Here is a 17943-nt window from a genome sequence, read left to right as displayed (position 1 = left end):
ACCGATGCATCATCAAACAAAAATTTATAAATGAAAATTACTGAATTAGTAGGTCAATTTAGCATTATAGGAAGCAACCAAGATGCAGAAGCAGCGACCTACAAAGGATTATTGGAATTGACTCTGGACGAAAACCAAAGAATAGTTGCAAAATGGATAATAAACAAGTCCCAAGAACAATTAGGGTCAGGTTTTTTTAAAGATAATATTTTGGTTATTAATTTTAATTATAAAGGCGATGATGCCCTTATTTTTAAAGGTGTTGTAGTGTATAAATGTATCACGAAAGATGTGTTAGACGGCTTTTGGTCAGAGAAACATGGAAATCCATTATATCTTGGAGAAGAACGTTGTTATAGAATTGTGGCACCAATGGAAATAATGAATTAATATCTAGGTTTTAAATGGGCAACTAATCCTGTGTTTTTATTTTGTTGTTGTTAATAAAGGCTTTTTTTAAGGTGTTTAGATTAATTGGATAGTGGCAAAAAAGAATAAACAACCTCGCCAGAACCCGAATCAAAATAAAGTTTTTTCACCTGGGAGATTAGGGGGGAGGTTGGTGAGGTTGAGATAACGTTTTCATGGTGTATGTAATTGGGAGTTGTCCCCGTTAGTTGCATAAATGATCTCTTTAAAATCGCGCTTTTACAACCAAAGGCGTGATTTTTTAAATGAACCAAATAACGGTTGTGAGAGAAATTTAGAAGCAAACCAACAAAAATGGCCGATTTTATAATACCGTTTTAACTGCCAATCCCGGCAATATGTTTTAACTTTATGAAAATTTAAAACATAAAATCATGAAACAACAACTACTTAATTTATTGGCTATCATCGGTTTAATTGGATCCATGTCGGCTCAAGGTTATACCACGCCAGATACAGGGACCACCTTTACTTTAGAGGATCTGGTGGCGGCAAGTCCAACAACGATTTCGGTAACAGGCACCACCTATACCTTGGTGGATGATTTGATAATTTCCACAACAGATACCTTTCTTATAAATTCAAATGTAACATTGGAACTAGCAGCCGATGTCCGCATCACCGTTTTTGGAACCTTTACCGTCAATGCAGATAATGTCACGTTTACAGCCATAAATCCAGCCGCACCTTATGATGGTTTTCGCTTTGAAGAGTTTTCTAATATTAACATTCAAAACGCTACGATTCAATACGGCGGCGGCTTACGTGTGCTTACTGAAACGTTTATCATTAACAATTGTCTAATTACCAATAACGTGTCAGGTGTTGCAACGGGCGGCGTTATTGCGCTTTCACGCGGTATGCCGCAAATTACTAACAACACGATTACCTTTAATCAAACCCCAGCCATCAGCTCGGGTGCCAATAGTGCTGTATCACCGTATATTTTTAATAATTATATGGAAGGGAATAACCAAGCAAATTCCAACCGGCCGCAAATTAACATGGGGACCACAAGGACTACAGAACCCATTCAAATTATTCAAAATACCATTAAAGGCGATCGTACTTTGGATATGGTAGGCGGCATTGCCGTGTCTAACTTGGTTGGAGGTACCATAAATGCCATAATCGATGATAACATTATAACCGATAACCGCTATGGACTGACCATTGTAGGAAACAATGCCTTTGCTTACGTTAGAAATAACAGGATTGAAGACAATGATTCACAAGGAAGTCCTAATGTGGGTGGAAGTGGTATTTCCTTAAATACCTCTTCGGGCGGTATGGAAGTCATTGCTAGTGGGAATCAAATTCGTCGTAACCTTTGGGGCATAACCGTTATTGGAGAAGCGTCTATTAACTTGGGTGATGGCGCCGCAAATGTAGGCCAAAATGTCTTTTCTGAAAATGGAAACGGTGGCATAACCTACGCACTTTATAACAATACACCCAACGCATTAATGGCCATGAATAATTGTTGGGATGAAACCAATGCACCAAACACCCTTGCCGAGGCAGAAGCCGTAATCGTGCATCAAAACGATAATTCTACATTAGGATTAGTAAGTTTTGACCCCGTAGAGTGTGGCTTTTTAAGTACAGACGATCACCAATTGAAGGCCGTAACCATGTATCCGAATCCTACAGACGGACAACTAAACATATCCCATAATACGGCTTTTAAACACATGAAGATATACAGTATAGATGGAAAATTAATCATGCAGAAAACACTCCAAATGGGTGCGAATAGCATGTTTTTGGATTTGAAGGCTGGTATATATATTTTAGAATTAACAGGCGAGAGGACGAAAGCCACCAAAAAGCTCGTGGTTAAATAATTTGGAAGGATGTAATAGTGAAAGGCGCCACTTGAAATGTGGCGCTTTTTTACATAATGTAAAGACCACTCGCGATTCTCAAAGCGCTTAAAGCTGTTTTTTTTTATTACAGGTAATGCCCCATAAACCATTGAATCCCAATAATGGTTTTCGCATCGCGAAACTGATTGTTTTTGATGTGTTTACGAACCTCCTGAACCGGCATTTTTACCAATTGAATATCCTCTTTTTCAGTTATCAAACCGCCACCTTTAAAAATGTTATCGGATGAATTTACTTCGGTATAGAAAAGAAAAACGCGCTCCGAACTTCCGCCAGGTGACACGAAAAATGAACTTATAAAATCCAGTCCGTTTAGCTGATAACCAATTTCTTCTTCTACCTCCATTTTCACGCGGTGTTCTGGGTCCTCATGAGCTTCTATGGAACCGGCAGTAAGCTCAAGTATCCAGCCATCCCCTTCTTTAATGGTGGGGTATCTAAATTGCTTGGTAAACAGCAAACAATCGGTGTCTTTTTCATAAATAACAATGGCTACAGAATCGCCCCGTTCAAAACAATACCGTTCTACTTCCATGCTGCCTGCATTAAATAGGTCATGTTTAATTTTGGCCTTTTTTATTTGGAAGACATGATCATATACAAGGCGTTCGTGTAGTAGTTGGTAGTTCATGATATTTAGGTTTTAAAACAGTATCTAAATAACCAATAGGGTTTGTACTATTAATTTTTTAAGTGCTTGTAAATATAATTTATTTATGAACAAACATGGTATTTTCAGTGCAAAAGGAAAAGTATGGCAACCTAAAATCAGTCTGTGCAATCCAGTACCACAGCACCAACAGACCTGGGTAATTCACAAAATTCATCACCTTCAATGCTATAAAATCGTATCCCTAAAACGGCCACACCAAAATGAACAGGCACTTTTACTTTATTGGGGACTAGGTAAAAGGAAGTGCTGCCAGAACAAACATCTAAAAAATAGGTAGGAGACACGTGTAACGAAGATGCCAAGCTATCAAAATCAAAATCCAATATACCCAAAGTAAGGCCAATATGGGTGGCAGCTTTGGGTTTTTTAAACAAACTCGGATTAAAGTCACGAATGGTTAACTGTTGCCTTTCCCAATTAAAACGCCCATGGGCTGTTAAGGCTTTTATAAGCGGAGTTTGGTAAGTTAAGGCATACTGCTTAAGTAAATTCTTGCCTTTGGTGGTTTGTAAACCCTGCTTCACGTTTCTTTTTCCGCGAATAGAAATACCATCCAAGGCTTTAATGCTTAAAAACAATTGCATCATTCGGGAGTACAACAACTTACCTTTAATACCAATTAAAAACGGCGATAAGGCCAAACGAAAATGCTTACTAAGCCGACTACAAGTCCCAAATTCGTTATAATTATCGCGAACGGGTTGCATACTGGCTTTTGTTTTTATAGCATACCCATCAAACCCACCGCCAGCTTTTCGTTCATAGCCAATACCACGGGCTATATAATAATTAATGTCGCCCAGTGTTCCCGAAATTGTAAAAGGTCCTTTTTGTCGTGCCATGGTAATACTAATATAATGAATAACAGGTATATAAGCAATAGGTATAGCGTATCAACCCTATGGATACCCTATGGATACCCTATGGATACCCTATACCTAATCCCCATAAACCTTATGGGTGCAAGCAACTTCACATGAATTGGGATGTTAGTAGCCGCAGAAACACATACATGCTTAGTTATGCTGGACAGAGTTTAAAGCTTTTGGTGCTGAATAAAGTATAGCTAGTAACTTAAAAAAAAATGACAGTAACCTAAAACAGTAAATCCAAAGGTTTGAATTTAAACGTCTCATTGTGTGTTTACAGCGGTTGTTTTCAGGTGTTTGGTTGCACTATCTAAACTAAAAAAAACGGAGAAATGTTATACAATCGTTTAGAAAGGTTGCCGTCTGCCGAGTAGATTTTTGGGGTTGAATATTTTTTCTTCAATGTTGAATCGTATTCACTTTCGTATTCATTTTCAAATTCTCTGGCAAGGTAATCAAAAATTGTATGCATAAAAAAACGCTTGGAAGAAAGTCAAACCGTTGTTTTTCATGTGATTAAAAAATTGTAGCGCGACCGAGATTTATAGAATCTTTATTGGGCTGCCATGACAATAGTAAAAGTTTAAAGGCTCAGGCTTTTATAGACTTTTTTCATACATCTGCACTTGGAAGCTAGCTTCCGTAAAACGCATAAAAAAAGTCCTGTACGTTTGTACAAGACTTTTACTGCTGTAGCGAGACCGAGATTTGAACTCGGGACCTCCGGGTTATGAATCCGACGCTCTAACCAACTGAGCTACCTCGCCATATTCCTGTTGTTACAGAAATCGCCTCATTTAAAGTGGTTCGTACCGCTTTTTGAGGCTGCAAATATAACAACAAATTTATTCCGTGCAAATAAAAATCAACATAAAATATTTATAAAAAATAATTTTAATTCTCATCATTTAATGTATATATTGAGCACATAAATTAATCAACTATGAACGAGAAAGTAAAATTTGAAATGGAGTTCCCTATACAGGCTTCACCTCAATTATTATATCAATATATATCAACACCTTCGGGCCTTTCCGAGTGGTTTGCCGAGAATGTAAATTCAAGAGGCGAACTTTTTAAATTTATCTGGGATGGATCCGAAGAACAAGCAAGTTTAGTCAGTAAGAAAAGTGGCGAACGTATTAAATTTCGTTGGGCTGCCGATGAAGGTGAACCATACTTCTTTGAAATTCGAATTCAAGTTGATGAAATTACCAAAGATGTTTCTATTATGATTGTCGATTTTGCCGAAGAAGATGAAGTGGATGAAGCCAAAATGCTTTGGGAAAACCAAATTTCCGATTTAAAACAAGTATTGGGTTCCGCTTAAGGTGGTTTCTATTATAAAACATATCTTTGTCCCGAATAAAATTCGGGACTTTTTTTATGATCAATTTCAACGGAAAAATGACAGAGGATATCAACGCGATATCTATAAATAATCGGGGTTTTGCTTATGGTGATGCTGTTTTTGAAACCTGTAAATATTCACATGGCAAACTCTTGTTTTGGGAGGATCACTATTTTCGCCTGATGGCTTCCATGCGGATTATGCGTATGGAAATCCCCATGCGCTTTACCATGGAATTCCTAGAAGCAGAAATTCAAAAAGCACTATCCGAAAATAAGCTTGCAAATAACACGTCGCGTGTTAAATTAACTGTATTTCGTGCTGAAGGTGGTTTGTATAACCCAAGCAGTAAGGAAGTGGGATTTGTTATTTCTGTCAGCGCATTGGATGCTGATTTTTATTTGATGAATGATGGGGATTATGAAGTGGATTTGTTTAAAGATTTCTACGTGTCGCCTAGTTTATTATCCACCTTAAAAACGAATAATAAGGCCATTAATGTAGTAGGTAGTGTGTATGCCGAAGAAAACAAGCTGCAAAACGCCTTATTGTTGAACACCGATAAAAAAGTAATAGAAGCTTTAAATGGGAATTTGTTTTTAGTTCGTGGCAACTGTATTAAAACACCACCACTTTCTGATGGTTGCTTAAAAGGGGTTATGCGAAAGCAAATTATGGAACTTATTACGCAGTTACCGGATTATGAGCTAGAAGAAGTATCTATTTCACCTTTTGAATTGCAAAAAGCCGATGGGTTATTTATTACCAATGTTATAACGGGTATTCAGCCCATTAGTAAATACCGTAAAAAAACTTTTGACAATACGGTTGCCAAAATGCTATTGCAAAAATTACAAGTAAAAATTAGATTGTCTAGTTAAAGGTAGGGTCTTCGGGTGCATTGGACCAAATGGTATAATCACCGCCAAACTCCATCATTTTTTCTTTCCAAAACGTTTCATAGTCTTTTTCTATAATGTTTTGCTTATAAATGTTTTCCGTTACAACCCAGGAATTGGTTTTTAATTCCGCGTTTAATTGATCCGCTTGCCAACCGGAATACCCAAGAAAAAAGCGGATATTCTTCTCGTTTATCTCATTATTGGCAATTAATTCGGCGACTTTATTAAAATCGCCTCCCCAATAAATTCCTAAAGAAATTTCTACGCTATTCGGTATAAGCTCTGGCACCTTATGTATAAAATAAAGATTATCCTGTTCTACAGGTCCGCCATTATAGACCTTAAACGTGGCGTCTAATTCTGGAATTAAATCACTGATAGTGTACTCCAAGGGCTTATTTAAAATAAATCCAATAGAGCCTTCATCGGTATGATCGGCTAAAAGAATGATAGAACGGTTAAAGGAGATGTCACCAATTATAGAAGGTTCGGCAATAAGCAAGTGTCCTTTTTTTGGTTGTATTGAAATCATATAGTGATAGATTTTCTATTATAAATCTAATATTTTTTTTTTTAATAACAAACAGATGCTACTACTAATAACAAAAAAAGGTCTTCGAAATGAAGACCTTTTATACTTATAAATTAAGCGATAATTAGTTTACTGCTCTAGATAAATCTGAACCAGCTTTAAACTTAACTACGTTTTTAGCTTTAATTTTGATAGTTTTTCCTGTTTGTGGATTTCTTCCGTCTCTTGCAGCTCTTCTAGAAACTGACCAAGATCCAAATCCTACTAAAGAAACTCTGTTACCTTTTTGTAAAGCTCCTTCAATTTCAATTAACGCACATTCTAAAGCCTTCTTTGCAGCTGCTTTAGTAATTCCTGCGTGTTCTGCCATTGCATCGATTAAATCTGTTTTGTTCATAATTTAAAGTTTAATTATTAATAAATTGTTGGTTAAACATTTTTGTTAAATCCATTACAAATTTATACGGATTATCGTACCATGCAAGTAATAGCAAGGGAAATACCTAAATTTGTTGATAACTTAACCGATTTGTTAATAAAGCCTGTGTATTTCATCGATGTTTTTACAATATGAGCATTCATAAGGGTTTACAGCATTTTAGCTTCATCATGAAATTCATAGCCATTTAAGAGGTCTTTTATAGCCATTTTTCGCTTCCCTGGTAATTTCAATGCATCAATAAAAATGTAACCATCTGGGACGGCTACTTTTAGTGTTTTTTTGCTGGCGAGTATTTGCCCATTGGAATGGTTGTGTTCGGCTAATTCTTTGTGTGTTTCGTAAATTTTAATTTCTAATGTGTCGTCATTATTATGTAAATAACACCAGGCAGAGGGATACGGATTTAATCCACGTACCTTATTATGTATAGTCTCAAGGGAATTATTCCAATCTATTTTGCAATTATCCCGATTTAGCTTGTTGGCTTCTTTCAATTCATTGGTGTTTGGCTGTGCTGTGGTTTCAATAGTGCCATTTTCAATGCGTTTTAACGTGTCAATAACCAACGCACTACCGGTATGCATCAATTTATCGTGTAAGGTGCCCACATTATCTTTTTCTTCTATGGCAACGGCCTTCTGCAAAATCATATCACCGGTATCAATGTTATCATCTATAAAAAACGTGGACACCCCGGTTTCGGTTTCTCCATTAATAATAGCCCAGTTTATAGGAGCAGCACCTCGATAATTAGGTAATAGGGACGCGTGCAAATTAAATGTGCCTAAAGCTGGCATTTGCCAAACGGCTTGTGGCAACATTCTAAAAGCAACCACGACCTGAACATTGGCTTGTAATGCTTGTAGGGTTCTTAAAAATTCAGGATCCTTTAAATTGGTAGGTTGTAAAATATGCAAACCTTGCTTTTGTGCGTATTGCTTAACGGCGGATTCGTTAATTTTTCGGCCACGTCCTGCTGGTTTATCCGGTGCCGTTATAACTCCAACTACTTGGTAATTATGGGCTAGTATGGCGTCTAATATGGCAACGGCAAAATCTGGCGTGCCCATAAATACGATGCGTAAATCGGTTTTCATAAATGTGATAATTTATAGGTGTTAATAGTGGTGACTACAATAATATGATGTTCTAATAATAATTTCAGAGCGTTGTGAATGTCTTTCTCCGGATACCCCAAGGCTTCAGTAAGGGTTCTAGATGAGCAGTCTGTGTCTTCTAATTTAGTAATAATAGCGTTTTTAATAACTTTAAAGTCCGCAGGTGCTTTCTGTTTATGTTTTCTTTCAACACAAACCGAACAAATTCCACAATCGTCCACATCTTTTTCGCCAAAATAGGTGAGGAGTTGAACACTTTTGCAAGTGGTGTTGTTTGAAATGTATTTTAAAACATCAGATACTTGCTTGTGTTTTAATGCGTTCTGCTGATTGATGATATGGGTAATTCGATTGATGGTTTTATCGTCTTCACGAGGTTCTAAAAACGTGACTTGCGCATCGGTTTTAGAAATTTGTAAACTAATAATGTCATCTTTTTCAAGTTTTTCTAAAGCTTGAATTAATTGCTGTTCGGATATGGAGGCTTTTTCAGCTATTCTAGTCGTATTGATTTTTGTTTCATGTTCAAAAATGCCGCCATAACTTCTTAATATAGATTTGACAATGCTATTCAAAGGCGCATGTTTCCCCAAATATTGAAATAACTGGGTGTCTGAAACGAGAAATTGAACACGTGTATGTTTATTAAATTGCTGATTTAATGCAATTATACTGGTTCTATCTAAAGTCTGTATAGCATTGTAAGCTATTAACGTATTAAAATTATAGGTTTTACAGAAGTGGTTGAAATTGAAATCTTCTGCCAAACCAACACCTTCACCATAGGAAATTTGAAAATAGTTGCAGAGTTTCCTGTATAGCTGTTTCATGAAATCCACGCTTGGGAGCACGGTTAAAAACTGATCTTCCAATTTACGCTTATCGGTTTTATTTTTTAAAATAACGGCAAAAGCTTTGTCGCCATTTCTACCAGCACGACCCGCTTCTTGGAAATAGCTCTCCAAACTTTCCGGTAAATTTAAATGGATCACCGTTTTTACATTGGGTTTGTCAATTCCCATCCCAAAGGCATTGGTGGCAACCATGATTAGTTTTTTCTCACGAAGCCAATCCTGAAGCCTGCTGTCTTTTTCAGTGTTGGATAAACCACCATGAAAAAACGTGGCTGAAAACCCTTTCTTTTCTAAAAACTGACTGATTTCTATGGTTGCTAATCGATTCCTAACATATATAATGGAGGGCGCGTTATTCTTCTTTAAAATACGCTCTAAATGATAATGCTTATCCGTAGCATCAAAAGTCATATAGGCTAAATTATCCCTGTTAAAGGATTGTTTGAGTACTTTAGGACTTATAAAATCCAGTTCTTTTATTATGTCATCTACTACTTCTGGTGTGGCAGAGGCTGTTAAGGCAATACAATTTACGGTAGGTTGTAATTCACGCAGTAGTTTGATGTTTTTATAAGCTGGTCGGAAATCATTTCCCCATTGCGAAATACAATGCGCCTCATCAACAGCTATTAAATTAACAGGCATTTGGCGAATGCGGTCTTGGACTAATTCTTGCTGAAGGCGCTCTGGCGATAAATAAAGAAATTTATAATTTCCATAAATGCAATTATCTAAAAGGGTATCTAATTCGTTGTAATGAATACCACTCGTTAATGCCATTGCCTTAATACCTCTACTTTGTAAGGCTTGCACTTGATCTTTCATCAATGCAATTAATGGCGAAATAACAATGCAAATCCCATCCTTTGCCAAAGCAGGAACTTGGAAACATAAAGATTTTCCGCCGCCCGTTGGCATTAAAGCAAAGGTGTCTTCGCCCTCTAAAACGGCTTGAATCACGGTTTCTTGAAGCGGTTTAAAACTGGTGTAGTTCCAATACCGCTCCAATATGTCAATGGGCTGTTGCATTATAAGTTTTTAACAACATTCAGAATAAAATCTGTACGATTTTCAACCGTATCAAAGGGAACATCTAATAAGTTATAACCGAATTTATCGTAAGTTTTTAATAGGTTATCATGAATTTCGACAGCTTGATTAAAATTTTCATAACGTTCACTATCACTCACAAAAATGTCTTGCCAAGGTTTTAAAATAAATGCCAGGTCATAATTGTGGTTTTTACAACTTTCTTTAAATTTATCTGGATAGTCATCCCCTATAAAATCCATGTATGCCAAAACGTCTGGAATACCACGATCTAGAAAAACAAAGCTCTCACTTTGCGTATTGGCTTGATTAAACTGATCCTCACGACCTTTTAACAGCAGTTCACTAAACAAAAGTGGTTGGGTTAAGAAAAGCTGGTCTACACCGTCTTCTCTGGCTTTCAAGGTTATTTGGCGTGATATTTCATCCAGACAAACATAGCCGCGAGTTTTCAATTCGTTAATGATTGACGTTTTCCCTGTCCCTGGTCCTCCAGTGATAACTATTTTTTTTATTTTCAAATTGGCAAGATTTTGGATGTAAAAATCGTAATTAAAAAGGAAACTAAAAAATGACAAGGAAATACTATCTTTGTTTTATTAAAAATTGAAAATGGAAGAGCATAAAAAAACAGAAGCTTTTTACGAAAAGTTAAAAGTTCAATTATACGATACGGCCGAATGGCCATCACAGTATTTATTTAAATTCATCGTTGAAACAAAAGGCGATGCTATAAAAAATATTGAAGCTTTATTTGATAACATGGGTGCGGTTATAAAAACGAAAGAGTCCTCAAAAGGAAAATACACAAGTGTTTCAATTCATGTAGTTATGGATGCACCGGAATATGTTATATTTAAATATAAAGAAGTTACAGAAAACGTTAAAGGCGTTATTAGTCTTTAGTTTTTTTTTGTACTTTGCGCATGCACAAAACTACGTGCCATAAGTAAACTCTACACATAAACATATTTTGATAGATCATTTAGAATACAATTCAGAACGTGAGCATTTAATTATTCCAGAATACGGACGTCATCTTCAAAAGATGATTAATTATGCTAAAACACGTGAAACCAAAGAAGAACGTAATAAACTAGCTCATGCTATTATTTCCGTCATGGGAAATATTCAGCCGCATTTACGAGACGTTCCCGATTTTCAACACAAGTTGTGGGATCAACTATTTATCATGTCTGATTTTGATTTAGATGTGGATTCTCCTTACGGTATACCTGATAAAGAAATCTTAAATGAACGACCAGAGCGATTACCGTATCCACAGAATTTTCCAAAATATCGGTTTTATGGGAATAATATAAAAACCATGATTGATGTGGCAAATACTTGGGAAGAAGGCGAACTTAAAGACGCCCTTATTTTTACCATTGCCAATCATATGAAAAAGTGTTTTTTAAACTGGAATAAAGATACGGTTGAAGATGATGTAATCTTTGAGCATTTACGAGAGCTTTCTGGTGGTAAAATTAATTTGTTAAATGCAGATGAAGATTTAACAGATGCCACGAGTTTAATGCGAAGTAAATCCAAATACAGCTCTAAAAGCTCCAGCAACAAAAAGAGTCATCAGAAAAAAAATAATACAAATAGAAGTAGAAAACGCTATTAAAAAAACGGCATGGGTATATTTAAAATTGAAGGAGGCCACCAATTAAAAGGTAAAATTCAGCCTCAAGGTGCCAAAAATGAAGCATTACAAATTTTATGTGCTGTTTTATTGACTCCTGAAAAAGTAACAATTCATAACATTCCAGACATTGTGGATGTTAATAAACTTATTGATTTACTAAAAAATTTAGGTGTTAAAATTGAACATGTAAATCAAGGGACTTATACGTTTCAAGCAGATGCTATTAATCTAAAATATTTAGAGTCTGAAGCCTTTAAAAAGGATGGTCGCGGTTTACGTGGTTCCATTATGATTGTTGGACCGTTGTTGGCACGATTTGGAAAAGGCTATATTCCAAAACCAGGTGGCGATAAAATTGGTCGTCGTCGTTTAGATACACACTTTGAAGGCTTTATTAAATTAGGAGCTAAATTCCGATACAACAGAGAAGATTATTTTTATGGTGTAGAAGCAGATAAGCTTAAAGGTGCTTATATGCTTTTAGATGAAGCATCCGTAACCGGAACTGCCAATATTGTTATGGCAGCCGTTTTAGCAGAAGGACAAACAACCATATATAATGCTGCTTGCGAACCGTATTTGCAACAACTTTGTAATATGTTGAATAGAATGGGAGCCAAAATAAGCGGTATTGGCTCTAACATGCTTATTATTGAAGGCGTTGACAACTTGGGTGGTACAAGCCATACCATGTTGCCAGATATGATTGAAATAGGAAGTTGGATAGGTCTTGCGGCAATGACTAAAAGTGAATTGACTATTACCAATGTGAGTTGGGATGATTTAGGGCAGATTCCAGACGTATTCCGAAAATTAGGGATTACAGTAGAAAAGCAAGGGGATGATATTCATATTCCAGCGCATAAAGATGGTTATGAAATTCAGAATTATATTGATGGTTCTATTTTGACTATTTCTGATGCGCCTTGGCCAGGATTTACACCCGATTTATTGAGCATTATTCTTGTGGTTGCTACACAAGCTAGAGGTAGCGTTTTAATTCATCAGAAAATGTTTGAGAGTCGTTTGTTTTTTGTAGATAAATTAATTGATATGGGAGCCAAGATTATTCTTTGTGACCCACATCGTGCTGTCGTAATAGGTCATGATTTTAAATCGCAATTAAAAGCAACAACCATGACTTCGCCAGATATTCGTGCAGGTGTTTCATTATTAATTGCTGCACTTTCAGCTAAAGGAACATCCACCATTCACAATATTGAACAAATAGATCGTGGATACGAAAATATTGATACACGCTTACGTGCTATTGGTGCTCTAATTAATAGACACAAAGAGAACGACTAAATAGCGGTATGAGTTTATAAAAAAAATGCTTCTAAATAATTTAGAAGCATTTTTTTATGGAATAAACTGAACTTATTCTTTTATAATTTTTCGCATACTTATTTCGCCATCAATGTGTAATTGAAGCATGTAAATACCAGCTGCTAAAGATTGTAATGGAATTTGCTTATTAACATTCAGCCTTTGGTTTGCTTGCAATAGTTTTCCTGAAACATCATATAATGAATAGGCAACGTTTGAATGTGTATTATTGGTTTCAACCGTAATAAAACGAGACGTTGGATTCGGGTATATACGTACTTTAGAAATTGCTTCCGTATGGGCAGTACTTAATGTAGAGCCTTCCGTAATAGTGATAGATTGATTAATGGTTGGCGCTAATAACTCATCTACATTTCCAGATGGCCACTTAACAACAATTTTAGTGATGGCTGTTGCCGTTCCTAACCCAAAATGTGTTTTTAGGGAATTCATAATACCATAACTCTCACCTGAACGGACTTCACGTATTTGTTTTCCCCAAGCACCATAAATTTCAATACGAGCACCAATTCCATTGATATTGCTTGTCGTTCCTTCTAAAAGAATTGAGGTCCAATTATTCGTGCTATTTCCAGAATTTAAATATAATCTATCCGGTTTATTGCTACTCGGATTATTATAACCTGAACCAAAACCAGCCATAACATCTATAAAACCATCATTGTTTAAATCGCCCACGGCAGCACTTTGTATTCTAAATGTATTGTAAGGCAAAGGAAACGGATTAGCTAATTCTGTAAAGGTGTTATCGCCATCATTTTTGTATAATTTATGAATACCATTTCTGGTGGTTATAAAAATATCGACAAAGGTATCATTATCAAAATCCTCCATGATGACTTGAATACCACCATCACCTAAATTATCCAATGACGTCGCAATTCCTGATGAAGCCGTGATGTCTGTATAGTTTCCATTTCCATCATTTTCAAGAATCATACTGGTAATATCATGATTTACAATCACGCAATCTAAATCGCCATCATTGTCAATATCTTCAAATGCAGCAGCCCAAGATTGTCCATAAGGAACTAAACCACGAGCAACGGCAACTTCAGAATAATTATTGTTACCATCATTTTCGAAAAGTAAATTGACACGCCTGCCATCATTGGGATTGGAAACGCCTAAACGGCATTTAGAAATATATAAATCTAAATCACCATCATTGTCATAATCAATCCAGATACTGCCATAATTTCCAGAATTATCGGAAGGTATAGTGGAAGCCGTATTAATTAATCCTAGATTTTCTGTCATAGCGCCTGTACCATCATTACTATACGCTTTAGATAAACCATTATCATGACAGGCAAATATGTCTATAGTGCCATTATTATCAATATCCGCAAAGTTCAAGTTTTGAACAAATATGTTGTATGTTAGTAGGTTAGAGCTATAATCAGTGCCCGAACTGTTGGCTGTATATACTTTTAAACCGTTATAACTTCCACCCATTAAAATATCGTTATACCCGTTTCTATCAACATCCGCAATGGCCATTCCCCATTTGGAACCACTTGTGCTTCCATAATTTAATCGAGTAAAAATACCATTGGTGTTTTGGTATTCTATCTCTAAAGAAGAGGCGCCATTTAAACGAATAATATCGTCCAAACCATCACCATTCATATCAGAAACACCTATGGCAACACCACTTTTTAAGGAGGCGTTAACCAAATTACCGTTTCCACTAGTAAAAGAAATTTGCGCAACACCAATCATAGGGATTAATGTCAGCGCGATAAGTAATTTTTTCATCATGTTAAATCTATTTTATAAAATAAATATAAAACAAAGCATGAATAAATAAGTTAAATATCTGATTATGTGTCTATAAAAAACGATTTTAGGTATAATTGGAAGTTTTTTGAAGTGGCAATCAGCGTATTTTAAATATAATTTTAACTGACAGCTTCCTTGTAAACTTTTAAACAACGCTCTCGTGCCTCTTTATGATCCACTATTTTTGAAGGGTAGGTGAGTTCTTGAAATTCGGGTACCCATTTATTAATATATTTTAAATCTTTATCAAATTTTTCAATTTGGGTGGTTGGATTAAAAATTCTAAAATAAGGTGCTGCATCCACACCAGAACCCGCAACCCACTGCCAATTTCCAATGTTACTAGCCATTTCATAATCATGTAATTTTTCTGCAAAATAGGCTTCTCCCCAACGCCAATCAATCAGCAAATGTTTACATAAAAAACTACCAACCAACATACGCACCCGATTATGCATAAATCCGGTTTCATTTAATTCCCGCATACCAGCATCCACTAAAGGATATCCTGTTTTACCTTGGCACCAAGCTTGGAATTCCGTTTCGTTATTACGCCATTGTATATTGTCGTATTTGGGCTTGAAACTTTCGGTTACCGTGTGCGGAAAATGCCAAAGTATTTGCATGAAGAATTCACGCCAAATAAGCTCTTGCCAAAATATCTCATTTTTTTCTGCAATGGCTTTTTTTACCATTTTCCTAATACTCACCGTTCCAAATCGTAAGTGTGGTCCTAAACGAGATGTGGCATCTTTTGCTGGAAAATTACGCTTGGCTTCGTATTCCTGAATTAAAGTGGGTGTTACGTCATATGGTGCTATGTCTTGTTTAGATTTTTTAAAACCTAAATCCGATAATTCCAAATTTGGTAATCGGGTGTTTTTAACCAAATTATCCAAATAGCTGTTGGTGTAATAAATTTCTAAATCTATTGTTTTAAAAGCGGCCTTCCATGTTTTCATAAAAGGTGTATACACGCGATAGGGATCGCCATCATCTTTAACGACTTCATTTTTTTCAAAAATAACTTGGTCCTTATAAGTTTTAAATGCAATTCCATTTTCTTCTAAAAATGAACCCACATCGTTATCCCGCTTAATGGCATAAGGTTCGTAATCGTGATTGGTAAAAACGGTAGTAATTTCGTACGAATCGACAAGATGTTTAAAAACGCTTTCAGGTGTTCCGTGATATATAGCAATACTGCTGTTGTGTTCGTTTTGAAGTGTTTTACGCATGGTTTGCAGCGTATGGTAAATAAACGTTACGCGTGCATCACCTTTAGGCAGGGATTCTAATAGTTCCGAATCGAAAATAAAAATAGGTAGCACATGATGATCACTTTTAAGAGCTTCATAAAACCCACGATTATCATCTAAACGTAAATCGCGTCGGAACCAAAAAATGTTTAAGGGTTGTTTCATACTTATAGAGTTCCAAATAATTCTACTAATTTTTTCTGACGATAGGCAAAAATTTCATCTAATTTTGGCTTCACAATTAATGGGTGTATCAGTTGACCTAGTATACCCATAGGAACTTTGTAATCTATAATATCTTCCATTTCTACACCACCATCAATGGCTTTAATAAAATGTTTATGATGCCAAAGCGCATACGGACCAAAGCGTTGCTCATCCACAAAATATGCCTTGTCAATAACGTGTGTAATTTCTGTTACCCACTTCGTTTTAATACCCAAAACAGGTGTTACAATATATTGAATTAATTGACCTGCAAACATAGGTCTGTCCGCTCCTGAAAGAATATGAAAGCCCATGTAATCTGGTGTAATAGTTTTAAGATTTTTTGGGTCCGATAAAAATTCCCATGCCTGATCTACAGAAATTGGTAGATTTTGCTTCGCGTGTAAGGTGTAAATTTTCATTAGTTATTGAGTAAAACGTAAAGATTTAAAGAGGTTGCAATGCAAAGCCATATCATATAAGGGACTAATAAATAGCGCCAAGAATTCATGGCATCCATACGAAAGGTGAAAAAGAAATAAAAGATTACGAGCGTTAATAAAACAATCGTGATTAAAGCGAATAGTACGAGGTGCTGATTAAAAAATAAAAAATTCCAAGCAATATTTAAAACCACCTGAAGAGCAAATACGCCTATTATTAATGGCGATTGGTAATCTTTAAACAGATAGGTTAAATACACCGAAAAGCAAATCATGATAAATGTCCATGCCGCACCAAAAACCCAGCCTGGAGGTGTCCAAGGTGCTTTATTTAAATTGGTGTACCAAGGTGACGTAGCGCCATCACCCATTAACCAGCTACCAATTGCTAAACTGCCAAAATTTATAATTAGAAACAGAATTAAAAGTGGGACAAATTTCATATTACTTATTTTGTAAAATTTCTATTTTATCAGCAATTTTTTGTGCTTCAGCATATTTTAAATCGCTAGCTTTTCTATCGGTTGTTGATAGGCGATGCCAGTCTTTCATAATAACTTCATATTGTTTCTGAAGTTTTTCAATTTCAGATTTTGATTTAAAGAGTCCAAACATAATTACAGCGTTAAATTTTTAGTAATTTTTCCACTCATAGGATTGGTTACAGAAAAATAATAATCAACTAATTGGCCGTTTCCATCCACTAAATACTTTTGGAAATTCCACTTAACATTGGAACTAGACTTACCGTTTAACTCCTGATTGGTTAACCACTTATAAAGGGCATGTTGATTATCACCTTTAACGTCTACTTTTTCCGTCATTTGGAATGTTACCTCATAATTGGCTTGGCAGAACGTTTGGATATCGGAGGCAGTTCCAGGTTCTTGACCACCAAATTGATTACATGGAACGCCTATAACCATCAGGTTATCCTTGTACGTATCGTAAAGTTTTTGCAAATCTTCATATTGACCCGTAAAACCACATTTGGACGCCACATTGACAAACAATATATGTTTTCCTTTAAAATCTGATAATTTTAACGGTTTACCATCCAAACCGTTAATGGCAATATCATATATGGATTGTGTTGGTTCGGTTTGTGCTTGACTTTTATTAAATAAACTAAACATAAT

20 protein-coding genes and 1 tRNA gene are annotated in these 17943 nt (G+C 35.8%); 7 read left to right on the top strand and 14 right to left on the bottom strand.

The window, feature by feature from the left end:
* The first annotated feature begins 30 nt into the window (after positions 1 to 30).
* Both GMA17_RS06490 and GMA17_RS06485 read left to right on the top strand, forming a co-directional pair.
* Positions 31 to 390, top strand: coding sequence for a hypothetical protein (locus GMA17_RS06490; RefSeq protein WP_248400306.1), 360 nt, complete (start codon positions 31 to 33; stop codon positions 388 to 390).
* A 413-nt stretch (positions 391 to 803) separates the two neighbouring features.
* The gene (locus tag GMA17_RS06485) at positions 804 to 2276 is read left to right on the top strand and encodes a T9SS type A sorting domain-containing protein (protein ID WP_248400305.1); all 1473 of its coding nucleotides are present in this window, start codon (positions 804 to 806) and stop codon (positions 2274 to 2276) included.
* Positions 2277 to 2382: 106 nt separating this feature from the next.
* On the opposite strand, the gene GMA17_RS06480 is transcribed toward GMA17_RS06485, so the two are convergent.
* The 3 genes from GMA17_RS06480 to GMA17_RS06470 all read right to left on the bottom strand — a co-directional run bounded on the left by GMA17_RS06480 (position 2383) and on the right by GMA17_RS06470 (position 4627).
* Complete coding sequence (locus GMA17_RS06480; RefSeq protein ID WP_248400304.1) at positions 2383 to 2949, bottom strand: NUDIX hydrolase; 567 nt, start codon at positions 2947 to 2949, stop codon at positions 2383 to 2385.
* 137 nt (positions 2950 to 3086) lie between these two features.
* The gene (locus tag GMA17_RS06475; RefSeq protein WP_248400303.1) at positions 3087 to 3833 is read right to left on the bottom strand and encodes a hypothetical protein; all 747 of its coding nucleotides are present in this window, start codon (positions 3831 to 3833) and stop codon (positions 3087 to 3089) included.
* Positions 3834 to 4553: 720 nt separating this feature from the next.
* Positions 4554 to 4627, bottom strand: a tRNA-Met gene (locus GMA17_RS06470).
* Positions 4628 to 4803: 176 nt separating this feature from the next.
* Between GMA17_RS06470 and GMA17_RS06465 the strand changes: the two genes are divergently transcribed.
* Both GMA17_RS06465 and GMA17_RS06460 read left to right on the top strand, forming a co-directional pair.
* Entirely contained in the window at positions 4804 to 5190 is a 387-nt protein-coding gene (locus GMA17_RS06465) for an START-like domain-containing protein (protein WP_248400302.1), read from the top strand.
* Positions 5191 to 5246: 56 nt separating this feature from the next.
* Entirely contained in the window at positions 5247 to 6092 is an 846-nt protein-coding gene (locus GMA17_RS06460; protein ID WP_248400301.1) for an aminotransferase class IV, read from the top strand.
* Here the strand turns inward: GMA17_RS06460 and GMA17_RS06455 are convergent.
* The 5 genes from GMA17_RS06455 to GMA17_RS06435 all read right to left on the bottom strand — a co-directional run bounded on the left by GMA17_RS06455 (position 6085) and on the right by GMA17_RS06435 (position 10630).
* On the bottom strand, positions 6085 to 6645 hold the full coding sequence (locus GMA17_RS06455) for a YqgE/AlgH family protein (protein ID WP_248400299.1): 561 nt from the start codon (positions 6643 to 6645) through the stop codon (positions 6085 to 6087). The genes GMA17_RS06460 and GMA17_RS06455 overlap by 8 nt on opposite strands.
* A gap of 124 nt (positions 6646 to 6769) precedes the next feature.
* A complete protein-coding gene (locus GMA17_RS06450) occupies positions 6770 to 7042 on the bottom strand; it encodes an HU family DNA-binding protein (RefSeq protein WP_092206834.1) in 273 nt (90 codons plus the stop codon).
* A gap of 191 nt (positions 7043 to 7233) precedes the next feature.
* Positions 7234 to 8184 carry a methionyl-tRNA formyltransferase gene (gene fmt, locus GMA17_RS06445; protein ID WP_248400298.1) on the bottom strand — a complete coding sequence of 317 codons (951 nt, stop codon included), beginning with the start codon at positions 8182 to 8184 and terminating at the stop codon, positions 7234 to 7236.
* Positions 8181 to 10088, bottom strand: coding sequence for an ATP-dependent DNA helicase RecQ (locus GMA17_RS06440; protein ID WP_248400296.1), 1908 nt, complete (start codon positions 10086 to 10088; stop codon positions 8181 to 8183). Before GMA17_RS06440 ends, fmt begins: the two co-directional genes overlap by 4 nt.
* Complete coding sequence (locus tag GMA17_RS06435; protein WP_248400294.1) at positions 10088 to 10630, bottom strand: AAA family ATPase; 543 nt, start codon at positions 10628 to 10630, stop codon at positions 10088 to 10090. The genes GMA17_RS06440 and GMA17_RS06435 overlap by 1 nt, the downstream gene beginning before the upstream one ends.
* 91 nt (positions 10631 to 10721) lie before the next feature.
* Between GMA17_RS06435 and GMA17_RS06430 the strand changes: the two genes are divergently transcribed.
* From GMA17_RS06430 to murA, 3 genes are all read left to right on the top strand, one after another.
* Positions 10722 to 11015: a DUF493 family protein gene (locus GMA17_RS06430; RefSeq protein ID WP_092206837.1), complete on the top strand. Its 294-nt coding sequence runs from the start codon at positions 10722 to 10724 to the stop codon at positions 11013 to 11015.
* Positions 11016 to 11082: 67 nt separating this feature from the next.
* On the top strand, positions 11083 to 11739 hold the full coding sequence (locus tag GMA17_RS06425; protein ID WP_248400293.1) for a DUF4290 domain-containing protein: 657 nt from the start codon (positions 11083 to 11085) through the stop codon (positions 11737 to 11739).
* Between the two features lie 9 nt (positions 11740 to 11748).
* The gene (murA, locus tag GMA17_RS06420) at positions 11749 to 13068 is read left to right on the top strand and encodes a UDP-N-acetylglucosamine 1-carboxyvinyltransferase (RefSeq protein WP_248400291.1); all 1320 of its coding nucleotides are present in this window, start codon (positions 11749 to 11751) and stop codon (positions 13066 to 13068) included.
* A 72-nt stretch (positions 13069 to 13140) separates the two neighbouring features.
* Here murA and GMA17_RS06415 read toward each other — a convergent pair whose 3' ends face one another.
* From GMA17_RS06415 to GMA17_RS06390, 6 genes are all read right to left on the bottom strand, one after another.
* Positions 13141 to 14874, bottom strand: coding sequence for an FG-GAP-like repeat-containing protein (locus GMA17_RS06415; RefSeq protein ID WP_248400289.1), 1734 nt, complete (start codon positions 14872 to 14874; stop codon positions 13141 to 13143).
* Positions 14875 to 15014: 140 nt separating this feature from the next.
* Positions 15015 to 16319, bottom strand: a complete 1305-nt coding sequence (locus GMA17_RS06410; RefSeq protein ID WP_248400288.1) for a deoxyribodipyrimidine photo-lyase — start codon at positions 16317 to 16319, stop codon at positions 15015 to 15017.
* Between the two features lie 2 nt (positions 16320 to 16321).
* Positions 16322 to 16783 (bottom strand): SRPBCC family protein, encoded by a 462-nt coding sequence (locus GMA17_RS06405; RefSeq protein WP_248400287.1) that lies wholly within the window; start codon positions 16781 to 16783, stop codon positions 16322 to 16324.
* The gene (locus GMA17_RS06400) at positions 16783 to 17247 is read right to left on the bottom strand and encodes a TspO/MBR family protein (RefSeq protein ID WP_248400286.1); all 465 of its coding nucleotides are present in this window, start codon (positions 17245 to 17247) and stop codon (positions 16783 to 16785) included. Before GMA17_RS06400 ends, GMA17_RS06405 begins: the two co-directional genes overlap by 1 nt.
* A gap of 1 nt (position 17248) precedes the next feature.
* Complete coding sequence (locus GMA17_RS06395) at positions 17249 to 17419, bottom strand: Lacal_2735 family protein (RefSeq protein WP_248400285.1); 171 nt, start codon at positions 17417 to 17419, stop codon at positions 17249 to 17251.
* Positions 17420 to 17421: 2 nt separating this feature from the next.
* Entirely contained in the window at positions 17422 to 17940 is a 519-nt protein-coding gene (locus GMA17_RS06390) for a glutathione peroxidase (RefSeq protein WP_248400625.1), read from the bottom strand.
* Positions 17941 to 17943 lie beyond the last annotated feature (3 nt).

The sequence above is a fragment of the Bizionia sp. M204 genome (assembly GCF_023205095.1).
Classification (GTDB): domain Bacteria; phylum Bacteroidota; class Bacteroidia; order Flavobacteriales; family Flavobacteriaceae; genus Algorimicrobium; species Algorimicrobium hallyeonense.
This window is presented reverse-complemented; position numbering and strand designations above follow the sequence as displayed.